The sequence below is a fragment of the Brevibacillus fluminis genome, assembly GCF_052072235.1.
Classification (GTDB): Bacteria; Bacillota; Bacilli; order Brevibacillales; family Brevibacillaceae; genus Brevibacillus_D; species Brevibacillus_D fluminis_A.
This window is the reverse complement of sequence record NZ_CM125436.1, coordinates 2,083,800-2,102,865: the sequence shown is the minus strand read 5'-3', so window position 1 is coordinate 2,102,865 and position 19,066 is coordinate 2,083,800. Positions and strand designations below refer to the sequence as shown.

Here is a 19,066-nt window from a genome sequence, read left to right as displayed (position 1 = left end):
CACAAAAAAACCCCATCCGCTTGCAGATGGAGATTTGCTTGTCCGGCATTTCGCTTACGCCGGGCTTTCCGCTGTCGTCTGTTTTTGTTTCATGTGCAAATACCAGCCGATTCCGACCGACAGGAGAATCGAAATGACGGATGTCCATTGCGCAGTCGTCCAATGGAACAAAAAGCGGTGCGAGTCGCCGCGCAGCATTTCCAGAAAAAAGCGACCCAGGTTGTACAGCACGTTGTAAATGAGGAACATAAAACCGCGGGTCAACCGTTTTTGCAGCAAAAGCATCAGGATCGCAAAAATCACCACATCCATCTGCCCCTCCCACACTTCCGCCGGAAAGAGCGGCTGATCGCCGAACGTCGCGCGGGCATTCGTCCCTTCCGGATACAAAATTCCCCAGTTCCCGCCGGTTGGATCGCCGAACGCGTCGCCGTTCATCAAGTTGGCGTCCCGCCCGATGCTTTGGCCGAGAATCAGTCCGGGCGCACACAAGTCAGCCAGCTCCCAGAACGAAATGTTGTGCTTGCGGACATACCAGATGCCCACCAAAATCGCTCCGACTACCCCACCCTGTATGGAAAGGCCGCCATGCCACACCGCGATGATTTCTTCCGGGTGCTGCGAATAATACGCCCAGTCGAACAAAAAAACCGCCCAAAACCGCGAGCCGATGATCGCGCCGATGATCATCGGAACGGCCAGATTCAGCAGATGGCCGGCAAGCTCGTCCTTTTTCTGAAGCTTGGCCAATGTGACCGTCACACCGATTCCGAGCAAAATGGCGAGCATGAACAACAGGGAATACGAGCGGATCGGGAAGGAGCCGATGAAACCGAGATATTGGTGCAAAACCGTCACTTCCTAACTGTATGATTTTTATGGAAAGAATCTCTGTCAATGAAATCATACGTTTTTTTCCGGCTCCAGACTACCCTCACATTGTCCAGCAGACAACCGCACGTGATTGCAGGAATAAAAAACCGCTGGATTTGGACTTCCAGCGGTGCTTCACCTCTCCGTTTTTCCGATCAGCAAAGACTACTTAGGCCATGCTGTTGCTCGCCATCTGTTCGCTGTTTTTGTTGATGACCTGATCCAAAAAGCGAGCAATTTCAGCGACTGCCTTGATTTCGTTTGCTTTTTTGCCGAATCCGTGCCCTTCATCGGGGAACACCAGGTAGTCCACCTCAATGTCTTTCGCCCGCAAGCCTTCTACGATTTGGTCGGACTCTTCCTTTTTGATACGCGGGTCATTCGCGCCTTGAACCACCATGACCGGTTTCTTCATATTGTCGAGATAAGTGACTGGCGATTGCTCGATCAGTCGTTCCCTGTCCCGGATCGGGTTCCCGATCCAGGAATCCATCCGCGCCTTCCAATGGTCCGGTACGGATTCTACCATGGTAAACAAATTGGTCGGACCGCAAATATCGACACAGGCAACAAAATATCCCGGATGACGCCCAAACAGCAGAAGGCTCATATAACCGCCATAGCTTGCGCCCATCACGATGATTTGGTCGCGTGTCATTTTCCCCAGCTGAATCAAGGATTCGATCCCCCAAATGATGTCCCGTCTCGGTCCTCCACCCCAATCCCCTTCGATCAGCTTCATGAAACGCGTGCCGTAATTGGTGCTGCCGCGAAAATTGGGAATAAACAGATTGTACCCTTTTGCAGCGAAATATTGGAACCAGCCATAATACTCTTTACGTTCCAAAAATTGGGGACCGCCGTGCGGAAACACGATGGTATGGCCGTTGCTCATTTCTTTTTTGGCCGGGTAGTACAGGCTTTCAATCCGTGTCCCGTCATAAGACTCATAAGTAATCACTTCCGGTTCCACCAGATCATGCTCGCTTGCGCCGGGAACCCGGTTCTCGGTGATCTTTTGCCAGTTGGCATCCGCTTTTTTCCGGTACAAATTCGCAGGCTTCGTCGGACTTGAGCCCAGCACATACACCGTTTTCGCTTCCGTTACCATCCATTGATAGATCACATCAACGGGAATGGACAGCTTTTCGCACTCTCTTGTGACGACATTGTACCGATAGAGTGAGTTCCGCACACCGCGTGAGGTAGCCAGGTAGATGTCGCCTGAAGGCCGTGACAGTTGGAACGACGCAATCTCTTCCGCCGGTATGGACATCACTTTTTTAAACGTGCCTGTTTTCAAAGAAAACGAAGCGAGATAATTGTACTCTTCCTTATAGTTGGTGAGAAAGTAGAGCGTTTCATCATTCGCAAATGTGAGATTCGCCACCTTGTGCTCTTCGGTTGCATCGGGGATCAATGGCAGCGTCCGGTCCCCGCTTCGCACATAACCCTTCATGTTCGTGTGGTTATACCGGACAAAATAAGCCAGCGCCTGTTCATTGGGGCTGATCGCCTGGAAATGGGTTTCGGCTTCGGCACCTGTCAGCAGCAGCCGCTCTTCCCCGCTTTCCAGATCATAGGAATAGATGTTGAGATAAAGCGGATTTTCTTTATTCGAGCCGTAGTAGAGGCGTTTTCCCTCTTCGGACACCGCGCCAAAGAAATACCGTTTCCCTTCGTCGTAGCGCACAGGTACTGGAACGCCGCCGTGTGCGGCTACGGCATAAATCTGCATATTCTCGTCGCCGTCCCGATCGCTTGTGAACAGGATGAACGGTTGCTTTTGCTCGCTGCTCGCCACGATCTGAATCGCATCCGATGCTTGATGATGCTGTGTCAATTGATAAGGAGCAGCCGCCTGCTCGTCGATCGCCCAAAGGTTGAAGACACCGCTGCTGTTGCAGCTCCATACCACGTGCTGCTCATCGGGGCTGACGGCAAAGCATTTGATTTCATAAGGCTGAATGAATTGGCTGATGTCTGGCGCCTGGAACGTTATCATCGCACTTCTTCCTCCTTTCGATAACCTTCAAACACAACTTGACCGTCCACCATGGTAAGCAAGACGTTTGCGCGCGGAATCTCCTCCACCGGAATGTCGAACAGATTGCGGTCCAGCACGACGAGATCAGCCAGCTTTCCTTGCTCGATCGTGCCCAGCTCCCGTTCGCGGAAGCTGCCGTATGCGGGCGCGCTCGTATAGGCGCGCAATGCCTCGGCAAGCGGCAAACATTCTTGCTTGTTCCATGGCAAGCCATCGCTTCCCACCCGCGTCATCGCTGTGTAAATCCCGCGAAGCGGGTTCAGGGAGACGACAGGATAATCCGTGCCAAAAGCTACCACGGCACCGCTCCCGCGCAACGTGCCGATTGGCGAGTACAAGGCGAGCCGTTTTTCGCCAAGCAAGGCCGAAAAGATGCTTCGCTCATTGGTGACGATATGCTCCGGCTGAATGGAAGCGATGACGCCCAGCTGATGAAACCGCTGGATGTCGTCCGGATGGATCACCTCCACATGCTCGACGCAATGTCTCGAATCGCGCGGGCCATTTTCATTTGCGGCGTGTTCAAACGCGTCCAGCGCCAGACGGACGGCCGCGTCCCCAATGGCGTGAAACCGCACCTGAAATCCTTCCCGGTCTGCGGCTGCCACCCATTTTTTGATCGTGCCCGGCGGAAATGGCGTGCTCCCGCGATCTTGTCCTTTGTCGCAATACGGATCGACCATATACGCCGTCATGCTGGTGATCGCCCCGTCCAAAAACTGTTTCAGCCCTGAAAACGAAACCTTCCCTGTGGAACAGGTCTCGCGCAGCGCCAGCGCTTCCCCCAAATCCTCCTGGAGCGCCGTGGCAAAATGAATCCGGACGCTCAATTCGCCTGCCGCTTCGAACGCTTTGAACAGCGCGAGGTTTTGGTGGCCGTTTAGCGTACGGGAGCCATTCGAGTGCAGATCGTTCACCGAGGTCACACCATAGCGAGCCGCCTGCTGCAAAAATCCGCGCAAGAGACGCACTCTTTCCTCTTGCGGCAAGTCCCACGCTTGCTTGGTCAGCATCGATATGGCCCATTCGTACAAGATGCCGTTTGGCTCGCCATCCTCATCCTTGCCGATTCCACCGTAGGCCGGCTCCTGTGTCTCCCGGCTGATTTCGCCAAGCGCGAGCGCCTTGCTATTGGCCCACGCATAATGCGTTTCGGCATGCAAAAGCAGCACAGGGCGATCGGGCAGCACCTGGTCCAACGACTTTCGATGCGGCAGCTTTTGCTGGGGCCAGTAACCGCTATCCCAGCCGATGCCGATGATCCATGCAGCATCCGGCCGCGACTCGGCGTAGGCGCGAACCATTTCCACGGCTTCCTCCTCGGAGCGAGCCTTGCTCAAATTCAAGCTGTTTTCAATAAAGCTCCCCAGCATCAGGTGCAGATGAAAATCGTGAAATCCCGGCACGATCAGCTGATCGTCAAACCGGTACCATTTTGTATCCGGACCTGCCCAGCTCTCGATCTCCTGCTCCGTGCCCACCGCAGCGATTTTTTGACCCGCGATTGCAATGGCTCGTGGAATCGGTCCCTCATCAAGCCCTGTAAAAACCGCACGGCTTAAGAGGATGATTTCGGCTTTCCGCTCTTGGTTCATCCTTGTTTCCTCCCTTTCTCCATTACCGATACAAGTGACAAGCGACCATCCGCCCCTCTACCTCGCGCATCGGGGGCACCTCTGTTCGGCAAATGTCGAGACAGGCATGACAGCGCGGATGAAATTTACACCCTGCGGGGGGATTGGATGGCGAGGGCAAATCACCTTTCAGCGTAATTCGTTCCCTTTGTTCATCGGGGTCCGCAAGCGGAACGGAAGACAGCAATGCCTGCGTATACGGGTGAAGAGGCTGGCCGAACAGCTTTTCTTTTTCCCCGAACTCTACCATCTCCCCCAAATACAGCACAGCCACTTTGTCTGAAATGTGTTCCACCACGCTTAAATCGTGGGAAATGAACAGATAAGTTAACCGATATTGCTCCTGCAAATCTTGCAGCAGGTTGAGAATTTGCGCTTGGATGGAAACGTCGAGCGCCGAAACCGGTTCGTCCGCAATGATGACTTTCGGGCGCAGCATGAGGGCGCGTGCAATCCCGATCCGCTGCCGCTGACCGCCCGAAAATTCATGGGGATAGCGCGACAGATGACGGACCGTCAATCCAACAGCCTCGATTGTTTCCGCAAGCAAAGAATCGTGTTCCTCCTGTGGAACGCGATGGGCCACGAGCGGCTCTTTCAAAATGTTGCGAATGGTCTGCTTTGGATTCAGCGTGTCATACGGATTTTGAAATACCATCTGCATATGGCGACGAATGCGCAGCATCTCTTTTTTATCCAGCTCGCTGATGTTTTTCCCCTCAAACAGGATCGTCCCGTCGGAAGGCTCGAGCAAGCGGAGGATGCACCGTCCGAGCGTGGACTTCCCGCACCCCGACTCGCCGACGATCCCCACCGTCTCCCCTTCGTACACTTGCAGGTCGATTCCGTTTACGGCATGTACGAATGTTGGCTTTTGCAGCCAACCGCTTTTGTTTGCAAAACGTTTTTTCAAGCCTTTGATTTCCAATATCGGAGAGGTCATACGTTTACCACCGGTCTTTCCATCGTCTGCTCATACAGCCAGCAGCGGCAGGTCGTTCGTTCATCAACCGGCTGCAAGTCCGGCATTTTTTCCAAGCAAATGTTCATGGCCTGCTCGCATCGCGGGGCAAACCGGCATCCCGCCGGATATTCGTCTGGCGCAGGCACGGTCCCGCTGATGCTGGATAGCCTCCGCATTCCTTTCGACTTGTGCGGCGTCGAACGAATGAGTCCCGCTGTATACGGATGCCGTGGAACGCGCAGCAGCGTTCGCACATCTGCCGATTCGATGATTTGACCGGCATACATCACCACCACCCGATCGCACAGCTCCGCAATCACGCCCAGATCGTGCGTGATCAGCATGAGCGCCATGTCCTGTTCGCGGCGGATTCGCTTGAGCACATCGAGAATTTGCGCCTGAATCGTCACATCCAGAGCCGTGGTAGGCTCATCTGCAATCAACAGCGCCGGGTTGCAGGCGATTGCAAGCGCGATCATGACACGCTGTCTCATGCCGCCCGACAAACGGTGCGGGTACTCATGATAAATCTCGTCCGCTCTGGCGATCCCGACCTGTGTCAGCAATTCAATCGCCTTTCGCTTTGATTCGTCCTTGCCCAATCCCTCGTGCTTTTGCAGCACTTCATCGATCTGCTTGCCGATCGTGAGCACCGGATTGAGCGAGGTCATCGGTTCCTGAAAAATCATCGCGATCTCTTTTCCGCGCAGCTTTTGCATGTCTTTTTCCCGAAGGGTGAGCAAATCCCTGCCAAAAAAAGCGATTCTCCCTTCCGTCGTGGCATTGCTGCCAAGCAGGCGCATGATCGATAGCGATGTCACGCTCTTGCCGCAACCGGACTCGCCCACGATGCCCAGCGCCTCTCCCTTTTGCAAGGTGAACGTCACACCATCCACAACGGTGATCGTGGAGGCTTTCTGGGAAAACCGGGTGGTTAACTCCATTATGTCCAACACATGTTCCATACGGGTGATCCCCTTTCCACTGTGCTTCGTTTCCCGTTTCTTACGCGCGGCTCCTGCTTTGCGCTTTCGGGTCAAACCAGTCTCGCAACGCATCCCCGAGCAGATTCACCAGAAAAACGACGATCGTAATCGCAAGGCCGGGAAATGTGGCAAGCCACCAGCCGTCCAGCAAATATTCCTTGCCTTCGTTGAGCATCGTCCCCCACTCGGGCGTGGGCGGCTGTGCTCCCAGACCGATGAATCCAAGTGCCGAAGTGTCCAGAATGGCAGCCCCGATAAACAGCGTCGTATAGACGATCAGCACATTCATGATGTTGGGTATGATTTGAAACAAAATGATCCATCGTCCCGAACTCCCGATCGATCGGCTCGCTTCCACATAGCCGGAAGCTTTGACGCTCAAGGCAGCCCCCCTGACAAGGCGGGAAAAGCCGGGAATGGAGGAAATGCCGACAGCAATCATCGCATTCATTTGGCTTGGCCCTAATACGGCGACGATGGCGAGAGCCAGAATGATGCCGGGCAGCGCCAGCAACATATCCATGATCCGCATCAGAACGTTGTCGATCCACCCTCCCGCATAGGCGCTGATGACGCCGATCGCCGTTCCCAGTACAAACGTGATCCCGACGGACATCACGGCGACCGTCAGCGTGACGCGTGTGCCGTAAAGCATCCGTGAAAGCATGTCCCGCCCGATGGAATCGGTTCCAAGCAAATGCTCGGCGGATGGCCCTTGCAAAAATGCGCTGTAGTCCGCTTGCGCAGGATCGTAAGGAGCGATCCACGGCCCCACGATGCCGATGAGCAGGATCATGCCGATGAACAGCAGGCTGGTGCGCGCTTTGCGATTGGCCATCAGCTTGCCGAACCGCGCAAAGGAGGGAGTACGCAAGAATGCCGCTTTGGCAGGTACGATTTTGCCTGTAACACTCATCTTGTCAGCCTCCTGCTTTCTCAAGATGCTGCTCGATGCGTGGATCAAGCAGCCCGTAAAGGAGATCGACCAAACTATTGACCGTCACATACACGAAACCCATAAACATGATGATCCCTTGAATCAGTGGAAAATCGCGCGAGGCGATGGCATCGATCGCGAGTGTGCCGATGCCCGGCCAGTTAAACACTTGCTCGATGATGATCGCACCGCCAAGCAGCGTGGCCAGCTGCAAGCCGACGATCGTCACTATCGGGATCATGACATTGCGAAAGGCGTGCCGGAAAAGTACAATCGGCTCGCTCATCCCTTTCGCCCGTGCCGTGCGGATATAGTCATGATTCAGCACCTCGATCATTCCCGAACGTGTCAAGCGGCTGATCATCGTCGATGCGAGAAGTCCCAATGTCAAAGCAGGCAGGACCAAATCGGTCAAGCCGGTACCCCCGGCCACCGGAAACCACTGCAGATGGACGGCAAAAACCATGATCATGAGCAAGCCGAACCAAAAGCTGGGCAAGGACAACCCAAGGGAAGCAAGCGTGGCGATCGCATGGTCAATCCATGTATCCTTCCATTTCGCAGCGATGATCCCCGTCACGATGCCCAGCACGACTGCGATGCCCATTCCGGCGACAGCCAGCTTCGCCGTCGCCGGAAAGCGGTCCGTCAGCTCAACCAAAACCGGGCGCCCCGATTTGATCGAATTGCCGAGTTCTCCTCTGGCAATCCCGCTCACATACGAGACATACTGGAACACGAGTGGCTTGTTTAGCCCCAATCGCTCGCGCATTTCCCCGATCTGCTCTTTTGGCGCTTTGTCGCCCAGAATGATCCGAACCGGGTCTCCCGGAATGACATGGATCAAGGCGAAGGAAAACAGCGATAAACCGATGAGAACCAGGAAACCCGATGCCAGTCTCGCCATTACATAGCGCCTCATCAGCCATTCACCCAGCTATCTTGAAAATTCCAATACACATCTTTATAAACGGTCCCTTGCACACGATTATTTACGACCTGGAAATCTTTCGAGATATAAAGTGGAATCCAGTACGCTTGTTCGACGACCAGCTTCTGTACGGCTTCATAGATTTTTTGCCGGTCGGCTTTCCCTACCGTTGTCCGCCCTTTATCCAAAAGCCCATCCAGCTCTTTATTGTGGATCGCCGCATGGTTCATCCCGCCGATCTCCCTGGAGTGCAGGAAGATCGAGATAAAATCAGGATCAAACTCGGTATAGTTCATGAAAACCAGGTCGAATTCGCCCTTTGACGCACTGTCGAGAAGAGCGCCGAAATCCATGTTTTTGATCTTCACCTCGACGCCGATTTCTTTTAGCATCGCTTGCACCAATTGGGACTGCTGCGACCATCGCTCCGAACTCAAAAGCGTGAGGCTGAGCGGCTGCCCGTCTTTTTCCACGATTCCTTGCCCGTTCGCCTTCCAGCCCGCCGCTTCAAGCAATTGCTTGGCTTGTTCCGCGTCGTAATGGTAAGCGTATTGCTTGATGGCAGGATCATAGCCGAACATGTTCGGCGAAAGCGGTCCATCGGCAACCTCGCCTTCCCCGAGCAAAATCGCTTTCACCATCGCCTCTTTATTGATCGCCATATTCAGCGCTTTGCGCACCTGCACGTCCTGCAGCGGCTTGCTGCGCAGGTTCATTTCGACGAACAATCCGAGGCCGCTTCTCATTTGTTCGAGAACCGTATACGCGTCATTCTTTTTGTATTTCTTCACATCCTTCGGAGCCACATAGGTCGCAATATCGATTGACCCGCTGTCAAGCGCTGCCATCATCGTCTGGTTGTCTTTGATGAATTTGATGACCAATCGCTCCGGACGCACCGGCCCTTTGTTTTTGGCGAATGGCGACGGCGAATGGTACGCCTCATTGCGCACCAGCGTGACCGACTCGCCCGGTTTCCAGCTTTCAAATTTCCACGGACCGACTCCGACCGGGTTGCGTCCGTATTGATCGCCGAATGTTTGGATCGCCGCGGAGGATAACGGCTGCAAGAAGCTGAGATTGCTCAGATTCAACAGCAAAGGTGCGGATGGTTCCTTCAAGTGCATCACAAACGTCTGATCGTCCAAAGCCTCGATCGATTGCAACGGCTGCAACCGGGTTCGCGCATCTTTCGCTTGTGTTTTCGGATCTAAAGCCCGCTCATAGGTCGCTTTCAATGCCTTTGCTGTCAATGGCGTTCCATCGTGAAACGCGACCCCTTTTCGCAGCGTAAACGTCCACGTCAACCCATCCTCCGAGATGTTGTACGATTCTGCCAAATTCGGCTTCAGCTCGTGCGTCTCGGGATCTTGGGACAGAAGTGTATCTCCAAGCAGCATCGCGATCGTGTCCGATGACAGCATATTGGTTCTCTGCACATCCAATGTATCGGGTTCGGCAGGCATCGCCATCGTGATCGTGCCACCCGCTTTCGGTTCACCGTTTGCCTGTTTGCTTGCAGCGGGTGCGGATGGTTCCGCCTGACCGGTTTCTTGGGCGGTGTTGCCGCATCCCGTTGCACTGATCAATAACAGGCAGCTCAAACCGACTGCCAAACCGATTGAACGCATTCTTTTCATCGATGAATCCCCCTTATGATGGATCAGCCGTTGCTAGTGGTGTGAATTTGATTGCCCCGCAGCGCTCGTGCCATTCGCGGCGAACTCGCCAAGCTTGCGGATGACCTCGCAGGTGCAGGCAATCCCTTTCAAAAAATAATCGATCTTCATGTTTTCATTTGGCGCGTGATTCGCCTCGTCTGTATTGGCATAAGGAACGATGACGGAAGGAACCCCCAAAATTTTCGTCCAGACATAATCAGGCAAGCTGCCCCCAACAGACGGCAAAATGACCGGTTCCTGCTCAAATGCCCCGCGCACAGCGCCCACAATCTCCCGCACAACGTTCAAATCCGCGGCAGTCCGCGACGGAAGCATGCCGCCCAGCCGTTTGACCTCGACATCGGCAGCGTGCTTTTGGACGTGCGCGCAAAACTTGCGGTACACATCATCCGGGTCTTGCTCGATGACGAGCCGCATGTCCATCTTGACGCACGCGACAGACGGAATAATCGTCTTCATGCCTTCCCCGGTATACCCGCTATGAAACCCGCAAATATTGAAGGTCGGCTCCATCGAGGTAAGGCGATGGAACGCTGTACCGTCCAACGGCAATGCAAGATCGGGCGCTCCAACTTGCTCACGAACTTGATCCGGTTCGAACGGCAGTTGCCCAAGCAGCTTTTTCTCCAGCTCCGTCGGTTCGACGATGTGGTCATAAAACCCTTCGATCAAAACCCGGCCGCTTTCATCCCGCATCGTCCGCAGCAGCTCAATCAGCTTCCAGGCCGGATTCGGCGCGATGTTGCCGTAATTTCCGGAATGATGATCCCGATCCGCTCCTTTGGCAATCAGCTCCACGCTGAGAACCCCGCGGACACCGAGCAGGACGGACGGCGTCCCCCAATGCATCGGTCCATCCGCTGTATACACGAGATCACAGCGCAACAACTCCTTGTTCGCTTCCACGAAAGCTGCCAAATGAGGGCTGCCATTCTCCTCTTCGCCTTCCAGAATAAGCTTGACATTGATCGGCAGCTCCCCGGCGATATCCAGATAGGTTTTGACCGCAAGAATCTGCGCCATCAATTGCCCCTTGTTGTCGCCAACCCCCCGGCAATAAATCCGCCCATCCCGAATCGTCGGTTCAAACGGCGGTGACAGCCATTCGGTAATTGGATCAGGCGGCTGGACATCATAGTGACCGTAGATCAGCAGCGTGAATGCCTGCGGATCACAGATTCGTTCGCCGTATACAACCGGATGGCCAGCGGTTTCAAGCAAGCGCGCCTGCAAGCCGACCTCCTCCATCAATTCCCGCAGCATTTCGGCACACTCGCGAATCCCGATGTTGAGCGTGCTGATGCTTTTTTGCCGCAACACGCGAAACAATGCTTCCATATACGATGCTTGTCGTTGCTCGATCATCTTTTTAAAAACGGATATTTCCATGACGTACCCCCATTCGCTTTCACGTGATCGCCAGAATGCTATTGCAATTTTTCTGCCAATTGATTCGAATCGCGTTTTTACTCGTTTTTTTCACGTTTGCCCACGCGATGCCTTGAAAACCCGGCGACCATCTGACCCAACCAAACCCAAAAACAACCTTCCAGCTATCTGAAAATTCGGTTATAGTTAAAAGAACCGATAAATCGCACCCAAAAACCACTCACCCAAATACACCCCAGGAGGAATAGGCATGAACAGCTTGGTCCTGCTTACCGGCAGCACGATTACGAGAACCGTTCTGCATCGACAGTTGGAAGAAATCATCGGCGATTACGTCGGAATCACCAGCTTTTCCATCGAAGAAGGGCTCCCCGGGCATCCGCTGGAAAACCAATTCATCGTGCTTTCCCACAAGCTTGCCGAGACCATCCCCTCCATCCAGCAATGCATCGGCCCTGGCTGCAAAGTCATTTCCGGAAAACGGATCATCAACTACGAAAACATCGACAAACTGCTGTGCTACCCAACCGGTACAAGCATCATGTTCATCAACGATTCGCTGGAAACGTGCATGGAAACGATCGAATCGTTGCAGGAGCTTGGCGTCAACCATCTTCATTACATCCCCTGCTACCCGGGCAATCTGCAGTTTCCCAAGGTCGAAATCGCCGTCGCCCCAAGCAATTTTCACCAAATCCCGCCTTACGTCAAAGAGGTCATCCGCATCAATCCGCGCTTGCTGGATATTTCCACGATCATCCAAATACTGGACCATTTTCATTTGACCGAGCCTGGCAATGTCGTTTCCCAGCGTTACATGCGAAAAATCATCCAGCTCAGCAAGCGGCTGGTCGATGCCATGCAAAAGGCGAATGACTCCAACCACCATTTGCATCAAGTGCTCAATGGCGTCAACGACGGCATACTCGCGGTTAACAAAGCCGGCTACATCACGGTTTTCAACGAAGAGCTTGGCCATCTGCTACACGTCAAACCAGAGCGTGTGATCGGCAAAAAGCTCCTGCATGTTTTGGACAATCCGGAGCTTGTCGCATTCATTCAAAACACGGACAAAGAGGAGGATCGCTGGTTTTCGCTTGGTCAAATCGAGGTTGTCGTCCATCGGTTTCAGCTCGATACCGACCAATCGTCCGTCGCCACATTCAAAAATGCGCGAAAAACAATCGAGCTGGAAAAAAGACTGCAGCTCGAACTGCAGAAGAAAGGCTATATCGCCAAGTACACGATGGCTGACATCGTCGGACAAAGCGAACTGCTTGTGGCAACAAAGGAAAAAACGATGAAGCTCGCCAAAACCGAGCTGCCCATCTTGATTGAGGGCGAAAGCGGCACCGGCAAGGAGCTGTTTGCCAGCGCCATTCACAACTGTTCACAGCGGAGCAAAGGACCGTTTCTCGCCGTCAACTTCAGCGCGATTTCGGAAGATTTGCTGGAAAGCGAGCTGTTCGGCTATGAGGATGGCGCGTTTACCGGGGCGAAAAAGGGTGGGAAAGTCGGGTTGTTTGAACAGGCGAACGGGGGCACCATTTTTTTGGACGAGATCGGCGACACAAGCCTCAAGCTCCAGGCACGGCTCCTGCGGGTTTTGCAGGAAAAGGAAATCATGCGCATCGGCGGATCGAAAATCATCCCGATCGACGTCCGCATTGTCGCCGCAACCAACAAAGATTTGCTCACCATGATCAACTTGGGGAAATTTCGTGAAGACTTGTACCATCGGCTCAAAGTGCTGTTTCTTCACCTTCCCGTTTTGCGTGAACGCGCAGAAGACATCCCCCTGCTGATCGAATCCTTTATGAAACGAAACGGAACGGAACAAATACGCATCATGCCGGATGTCATCGGGCAACTGAAGGCCATGCCATGGTACGGCAATGTACGGGAATTGAAAAACACGATTGACTATATGCAGGCGGTCTGCGACGGAAATCTGATCCGCCTAAGCGACATCCCCAATAAAAACAGTTTTCAGGAAAGCCTGCGCTCGGTACAATCCGCTCCCGCCGCGACCGGATACGCTGCGCCAGCCTCCTTGCCTGCCTCCTTCACGTTTGAAGACGAAGAGCTTTTGTCACTCCTCGATGCGCTGTATGCCATCCGCGAAAGCGGGCAAATCCCGAACCGCAAGCGCCTCGTGGACTTGAGCCAAACATGGCGCAAGCCGTTGACTGAGCAGCAAGTGCGACACAGATTGAACCTGTTGGAGCAGCGGGGGTATATTCACAAAGCCCGCGGGCGGATCGGCACGACATTGACCCCCAGCGGTGTCGCCATGGTACAAGCGAATCGGGCGAAGAAGCCTGGCATGTAAAGCATGCGGCTAAAAGCTACCCGAAGCCCTTCAACTGAACATCATCACTCAAACGGATCAAACGCGAAAAAACCGTCTGCCTCCCCCTCGGCAACGGTTCTTTTCTTTATGAAAGCATAAGTAATCTGGTGGAAAACGGCAAAATCATGTGATTGATTATCGAGTCGTTTGAAGTTTTAGATAAAGTTTATCCAGCAGGCGTGTTGCAATCCACACCCGCGCGTGGCGGGTGACGCGTGACGCGTGAAGATGTTTTTGAAGCGGCGGAGTTTCAATCCACACCCGCGCGTAGCGGGTGACAATTGACCTTACAATCAACCATTCCGAATGTACTGTTTCAATCCACACCCGCGCGTAGCGGGTGACTATATCGTTACTTTTGGCAGCGCAACAAGCCATACCTGTTTCAATCCACACCCGCGCGTAGCGGGTGACTTTATCCTTGTCGCGGACATTCAGGCCGGTCAGCGTGTTTCAATCCACACCCGCGCGTAGCGGGTGACATGCAGCAGCTTCAAGAGTACGTCTGTAGCTTTCGGTTTCAATCCACACCCGCGCGTAGCGGGTGACGTGGACAGCAGATGCAACTTCGGGCATTACGGAGGTGTTTCAATCCACACCCGCGCGTAGCGGGTGACGATATTGCGTGATCGGGTTGTTCAGCTCCAAGAAGTTTCAATCCACACCCGCGCGTAGCGGGTGACCCGGATATGCTGAACGATCTGCAAAACATGATGCAGTTTCAATCCACACCCGCGCGTAGCGGGTGACCCAAGGGCAGCACGTCGAAATTCAAGTATCCAATGGTTTCAATCCACACCCGCGCGTAGCGGGTGACTGCCTTACCCCCTTGCTTTTGATAGTAGTAGACTGTTTCAATCCACACCCGCGCGTAGCGGGTGACTCCTCCCGATCTGCTGCAACGGCTTGCCGATCTGGTTTCAATCCACACCCGCGCGTAGCGGGTGACCCAAGCGCGACGGTCATCTTCCGCACCAAAAAACAGTTTCAATCCACACCCGCGCGTAGCGGGTGACACTGTCGCAAAAATTCCTGTCCATGCTCAGTATGGTTTCAATCCACACCCGCGCGTAGCGGGTGACGGAGGGACACAGTAAATGGGTGCAACACCAACACGTTTCAATCCACACCCGCGCGTAGCGGGTGACGATTAAAAAGTCCGAAATTAAATCAAAGTTAGTTGTTTCAATCCACACCCGCGCGTAGCGGGTGACAACAAGCTTTTACTTATCTTGATCCAGTTTACAATGTTTCAATCCACACCCGCGCGTAGCGGGTGACCAACGGTGGCGGATGTGCTGATGGTCAATCTGTGGGGTTTCAATCCACACCCGCGCGTAGCGGGTGACCAGGCATCTGCCACACTCGATGTTGTCGTTGGGGTGTTTCAATCCACACCCGCGCGTAGCGGGTGACGCCTGCGCCTGCGCCTACCGTCGCACCGTGTACGTTTCAATCCACACCCGCGCGTAGCGGGTGACCAGGCGAATGCGAGAGAGCAGACGGGACTGGGGTGTACGTTTCAATCCACACCCGCGCGTAGCGGGTGACGTGTTGTTTCTTGTCGGCGGTTACTGGTTTGGCGCGTTTCAATCCACACCCGCGCGTAGCGGGTGACGATTTATTTTTCCGAATGTTAGGGAAGATAGAAGGTTTCAATCCACACCCGCGCGTAGCGGGTGACCCGATTTCCTGAACAGTCTGACCAAGGACTTAGGGTTTCAATCCACACCCGCGCGTAGCGGGTGACGGCAATCACTTCACCAATCGTACCGCCACCAGACGTTTCAATCCACACCCGCGCGTAGCGGGTGACAGCGAGTTGGTTGACCAACCCCCACTGTTGGGGTGTTTCAATCCACACCCGCGCGTAGCGGGTGACGGCTCTTGCGATGATCTTCTTTGGTTCGGAAGATGGTGGTTTCAATCCACACCCGCGCGTAGCGGGTGACTGTGCAGCTCACAGGACAAGGATGCAGACTCTTTGTTTCAATCCACACCCGCGCGTAGCGGGTGACGCGCGAGGAACGGATCGCCAAGGGCTGGGACATAGTTTCAATCCACACCCGCGCGTAGCGGGTGACGCGCTGCTGCTCGACCTCCTCAACAAGACGATCAGCGTTTCAATCCACACCCGCGCGTAGCGGGTGACAGTACTTACGATAAACCCTTTTCACGCTTATGTTTTTAAGGCATTTTCCGCGAACCTCTACAAAAAGGCAATAGGTAATTATATATCTCCATCAAAACTATCAGATGTCTAGGTAAAATCAAGGTTGCGAACCTCATTGATATTTAATGTTCACTTGGGATTCGCAGCTATTAAATCATAATAAATCCCTCAGGATCATAATTTTGTTTTGCTCCAATATGTTCTATCTTCCCCTTCCATTTTGAGCCCAAATAATAAAATCGCAAACTATCTGTTTCAGAATCAATTGCTTTTTCCAACTCAAACTTCAACTCTGTAAATTGGTACGGTTCGATTAAACATTCAAAAACGGAATTTTGCACGCGCTGGCCATAATTTTCACACAAACGTGCAACTTTTCTTAACCTACGTTGGCCAGAAGCAGTATTCGTACTGACATCATACGTTATTAATACCATCATGAACCCATCACCTCCTATTTCCAAAAGAATGGCGGATAGTCATCCAAATCACCTCGCATGTATCTTGCTAGCAGCATTGCTTGTGCATAGGGTAATAAACCAATAGAAATCTTCTCATCCATAAACGGATGTCGAATCTCATCTCTTTTTCGTTGTTGCCACTCAGTTAGTACCGTTTTACGTGCATCATCTGTTAAAAGAAACGCCCCCGACTCCTTTTCAATAAAGTCATTTGGAGAAACTTGTTGACGGTTAATTAAGGTTAAAGCCATCCGATCCGCTAAATACACTCGAAATTCCTCCATAAGGTCTAAAGCCAAACTATTCCTTCCCGAACGATCTCGATGTAAAAATCCTACCTGAGGGTCTAATCCAACTGATTCAACCGCATGAGTTACATCATTAGCTAGCAGCGTATATAAGAATGATAACAATGCGTTAATCCGATCGGTTGGAGGTCTTTTAACCCTTCCTGGAAAAGGGAAGAATTCTTTATTGACAAGCACTTGTTCTGAAATGATGGAGAAATAATGCCGAGCCGCTAATCCTTCAACACCTCGTAATTGATCAAGAGATTTACTTTTCTTTACTTCTTTTATCTGTCGATCAAGAGTGGAGATAACAGATTTAAATTGATCCTTGTCCACTCGATCTGGATAATCACGTAATGTACGTTGAATCGATGCCTTCGCATTGGCTATCTTTGCGTACAAAAAGCGTTGAGCGAGCAACAGTGCCTTTTCATCATGATCACTCCAACGATACTGTGTACGCCTCAAGTGTACATTTCCCTTTGTTTCCCCAGTAACCCTTGCTTTAAACTGACCGTAGGGTGTTAGGAAGACAAGGGAAACGTTGTTTTCGATACAGAGTTGCATAGCATCTGGGCTCACACTTTTATATCCAAATACGATAACCGATTCAAGATTTAGGATTGGCACCTGCAGTTCCTTTGTCCCATTCGAACGTACGACTAGTGTTTCGCCTTTAGAACCTATAAAAGCATCCGGTAATGTCACATAAAGCGTGTTTAATAGACGTCTTATTCTCCATCATCTCCTATATGTTGCTTAAGATAGTCAGCAGCCGACTTTGCTCCGACAGAACTCAATTTCGGTTGGCAAATTTCAAAAAGAGAACATTGCTGACAGTGTTTATTATAAACTGCGCGTGGCGTTATCGCTTCGCTATAATAGTGTCGCATCGATGTGACAAGAGATTCAACACGCCTACGAAGTTCATTGCTAAATTCAATCCGCTCTCTTCTACGTGTTTCTGCGTAGTAAATGATCCCTGTATGAATCGTTACTTTCAACATCTCTTCCAGGCATATTGCTTGGGCACATATTTGGACAATGTCCCGATCGTCGGACTTCGGTTTACCGCGTTTATATTCAATCGGAACCACTGTCCAGAATCCTTCTCTCCCGTCCAATTCAACCGATTCATCTGTTTTTTCATTTACACGCCTGAACTCTACCATGTCAGCTATTCCACGAATCCGCAATTTTTCAGATACAACAGGCATGGAACGGACAATGCGCAAATCACCCCTTGTTTCGTCAAACCCGTCATCATCTACACGGCGATGAATCTGTTGTCCCTGTGTTGTCAACACGTTGTCCTGCCACTGCTGTTCAACATGGATCAGGGCCCACTGACGTTGGCAAAAGGCAAAATGCTGTAATCCTGATATCATTAAAAAATCGTCTTCCTCTTTGAACATATACCCTCTTCTACTACCTACACTTTTTCTTCAATCGTTACTCCTTGAGGAGCTTCACCGATCCATACATCGTAATCATCAAAAGAACGGGCAATATCAATGTGAGGTTTTCGTTCTACCTTTACCAAATTAAACAGCTTATGTGCAGGGGCATTTCCCAATGGGGATGCATGTTCAAAGACGATCAACTTCTGCGCAGCCATCTTTCCGCGTGAAGCGGAACGATCGTGGTCAAACATGTTAACTAAAGCCGACCATAGCACCTCCAGATCTTCCTCACCAAAGTTGGTTTGATTCGCCAATGGGGCTGAAATAAATCCTTCCATCCGATACAATCCATACGGAACGATACTTTTTCGTCCCATGGTACGTTCTTTCTCCGCATCCCTTTCATTCGTAACCGCCATCCTGGTTATCGTTATTTCTTGAGGAGAAATTGGATCAATACTTTTGGAAAAACTAAATTGAACTGGCCCACGTACTTGACCACAATTTACACCAGTTGTCATGACGGCCCCAAATGTTCGAATATCAAAGTACTTGTCACACATCCAACGGGTAAGTGTTTGCTGATCCTCTTTTTTCTTTGCTTCCATTTTGTCAGCTTTGTTTTCCTTCAACTCGATATCCGGGTTGTTAAGAAATGCCTCTTTGTTTAAGTTGTTTAATATCGCCGCTTCTTTTACATAAATATCAAATGAAGGCTCCCCTCCTTTTGCAATTTCAATATAATTCCGGACCTTTCGTTTCATACATACATCTGTGACCAAACCACATCCCGTCTCTGCATCCAATCGTGGAAGATTTCCAGCGTCTGGGTCGCCATTTGGGTTTCCGTTTTCAACATCAAACAACAGAACAAATTCATATCGTTTCGTTAACGCTGTTTTGCTATTCATCATTTTAATGTCCCTCTTTTCGTAGCTTTTGG

Annotated in this window: 14 protein-coding genes and 1 CRISPR repeat array; of the genes, 1 reads left to right on the top strand and 13 read right to left on the bottom strand. The window is 52.0% G+C overall.

All coding sequences use genetic code 11. The features are described 5' to 3' along the window. Nucleotides 1-54: 54 nt before the first annotated feature. The 9 genes from lgt to ACTID9_RS10315 all read right to left on the bottom strand — a co-directional run bounded on the left by lgt (nt 55) and on the right by ACTID9_RS10315 (nt 11,443). Nucleotides 55-858 carry a prolipoprotein diacylglyceryl transferase gene (lgt, locus tag ACTID9_RS10355; protein ID WP_441071171.1) on the bottom strand — a complete coding sequence of 268 codons (804 nt, stop codon included), beginning with the start codon at nt 856-858 and terminating at the stop codon, nt 55-57. Between the two features lie 184 nt (nt 859-1,042). Beyond that, complete coding sequence (locus ACTID9_RS10350) at nt 1,043-2,878, bottom strand: alpha/beta fold hydrolase (protein WP_441071170.1); 1,836 nt, start codon at nt 2,876-2,878, stop codon at nt 1,043-1,045. Then, complete coding sequence (locus tag ACTID9_RS10345; RefSeq protein ID WP_441071169.1) at nt 2,875-4,515, bottom strand: amidohydrolase; 1,641 nt, start codon at nt 4,513-4,515, stop codon at nt 2,875-2,877. Before ACTID9_RS10345 ends, ACTID9_RS10350 begins: the two co-directional genes overlap by 4 nt. Before the next feature lie 22 nt (nt 4,516-4,537). Next, nucleotides 4,538-5,497 carry an ABC transporter ATP-binding protein gene (locus tag ACTID9_RS10340; protein WP_441071168.1) on the bottom strand — a complete coding sequence of 320 codons (960 nt, stop codon included), beginning with the start codon at nt 5,495-5,497 and terminating at the stop codon, nt 4,538-4,540. Then, nucleotides 5,494-6,483, bottom strand: a complete 990-nt coding sequence (locus ACTID9_RS10335) for an ABC transporter ATP-binding protein (RefSeq protein WP_441071167.1) — start codon at nt 6,481-6,483, stop codon at nt 5,494-5,496. Before ACTID9_RS10335 ends, ACTID9_RS10340 begins: the two co-directional genes overlap by 4 nt. 40 nt (nt 6,484-6,523) lie before the next feature. Beyond that, a complete protein-coding gene (locus tag ACTID9_RS10330; RefSeq protein WP_441071166.1) occupies nt 6,524-7,420 on the bottom strand; it encodes an ABC transporter permease in 897 nt (298 codons plus the stop codon). A gap of 4 nt (nt 7,421-7,424) precedes the next feature. Beyond that, complete coding sequence (gene nikB / locus ACTID9_RS10325) at nt 7,425-8,363, bottom strand: nickel ABC transporter permease (protein WP_441071165.1); 939 nt, start codon at nt 8,361-8,363, stop codon at nt 7,425-7,427. Further along, nucleotides 8,363-10,012, bottom strand: coding sequence for an ABC transporter substrate-binding protein (locus ACTID9_RS10320; RefSeq protein WP_441071164.1), 1,650 nt, complete (start codon nt 10,010-10,012; stop codon nt 8,363-8,365). Before ACTID9_RS10320 ends, nikB begins: the two co-directional genes overlap by 1 nt. Before the next feature lie 33 nt (nt 10,013-10,045). Further along, nucleotides 10,046-11,443: a M20/M25/M40 family metallo-hydrolase gene (locus tag ACTID9_RS10315; protein WP_441071163.1), complete on the bottom strand. Its 1,398-nt coding sequence runs from the start codon at nt 11,441-11,443 to the stop codon at nt 10,046-10,048. Nucleotides 11,444-11,693: 250 nt separating this feature from the next. Between ACTID9_RS10315 and ACTID9_RS10310 the strand changes: the two genes are divergently transcribed. Further along, on the top strand, nt 11,694-13,775 hold the full coding sequence (locus ACTID9_RS10310; protein WP_441071162.1) for a sigma-54 interaction domain-containing protein: 2,082 nt from the start codon (nt 11,694-11,696) through the stop codon (nt 13,773-13,775). 202 nt (nt 13,776-13,977) lie between these two features. Beyond that, nucleotides 13,978-15,948: direct repeats of the CRISPR family, unit length 32 nt; unit sequence GTTTCAATCCACACCCGCGCGTAGCGGGTGAC. Between the two features lie 170 nt (nt 15,949-16,118). On the opposite strand, the gene cas2 is transcribed toward ACTID9_RS10310, so the two are convergent. The 4 genes from cas2 to cas7c are packed head-to-tail and all read right to left on the bottom strand — an operon-like array spanning nt 16,119 to nt 19,037. Then, entirely contained in the window at nt 16,119-16,409 is a 291-nt protein-coding gene (cas2, locus tag ACTID9_RS10305) for a CRISPR-associated endonuclease Cas2 (protein ID WP_441071161.1), read from the bottom strand. Nucleotides 16,410-16,423: 14 nt separating this feature from the next. Continuing rightward, nucleotides 16,424-17,455: a type I-C CRISPR-associated endonuclease Cas1c gene (gene cas1c, locus ACTID9_RS10300; protein ID WP_441072543.1), complete on the bottom strand. Its 1,032-nt coding sequence runs from the start codon at nt 17,453-17,455 to the stop codon at nt 16,424-16,426. Then, the gene (cas4, locus tag ACTID9_RS10295) at nt 17,452-18,135 is read right to left on the bottom strand and encodes a CRISPR-associated protein Cas4 (RefSeq protein ID WP_441071160.1); all 684 of its coding nucleotides are present in this window, start codon (nt 18,133-18,135) and stop codon (nt 17,452-17,454) included. Before cas4 ends, cas1c begins: the two co-directional genes overlap by 4 nt. Before the next feature lie 17 nt (nt 18,136-18,152). Further along, nucleotides 18,153-19,037, bottom strand: a complete 885-nt coding sequence (gene cas7c, locus ACTID9_RS10290; protein ID WP_441071159.1) for a type I-C CRISPR-associated protein Cas7/Csd2 — start codon at nt 19,035-19,037, stop codon at nt 18,153-18,155. Between the last annotated feature and the right edge of the window lie 29 nt (nt 19,038-19,066).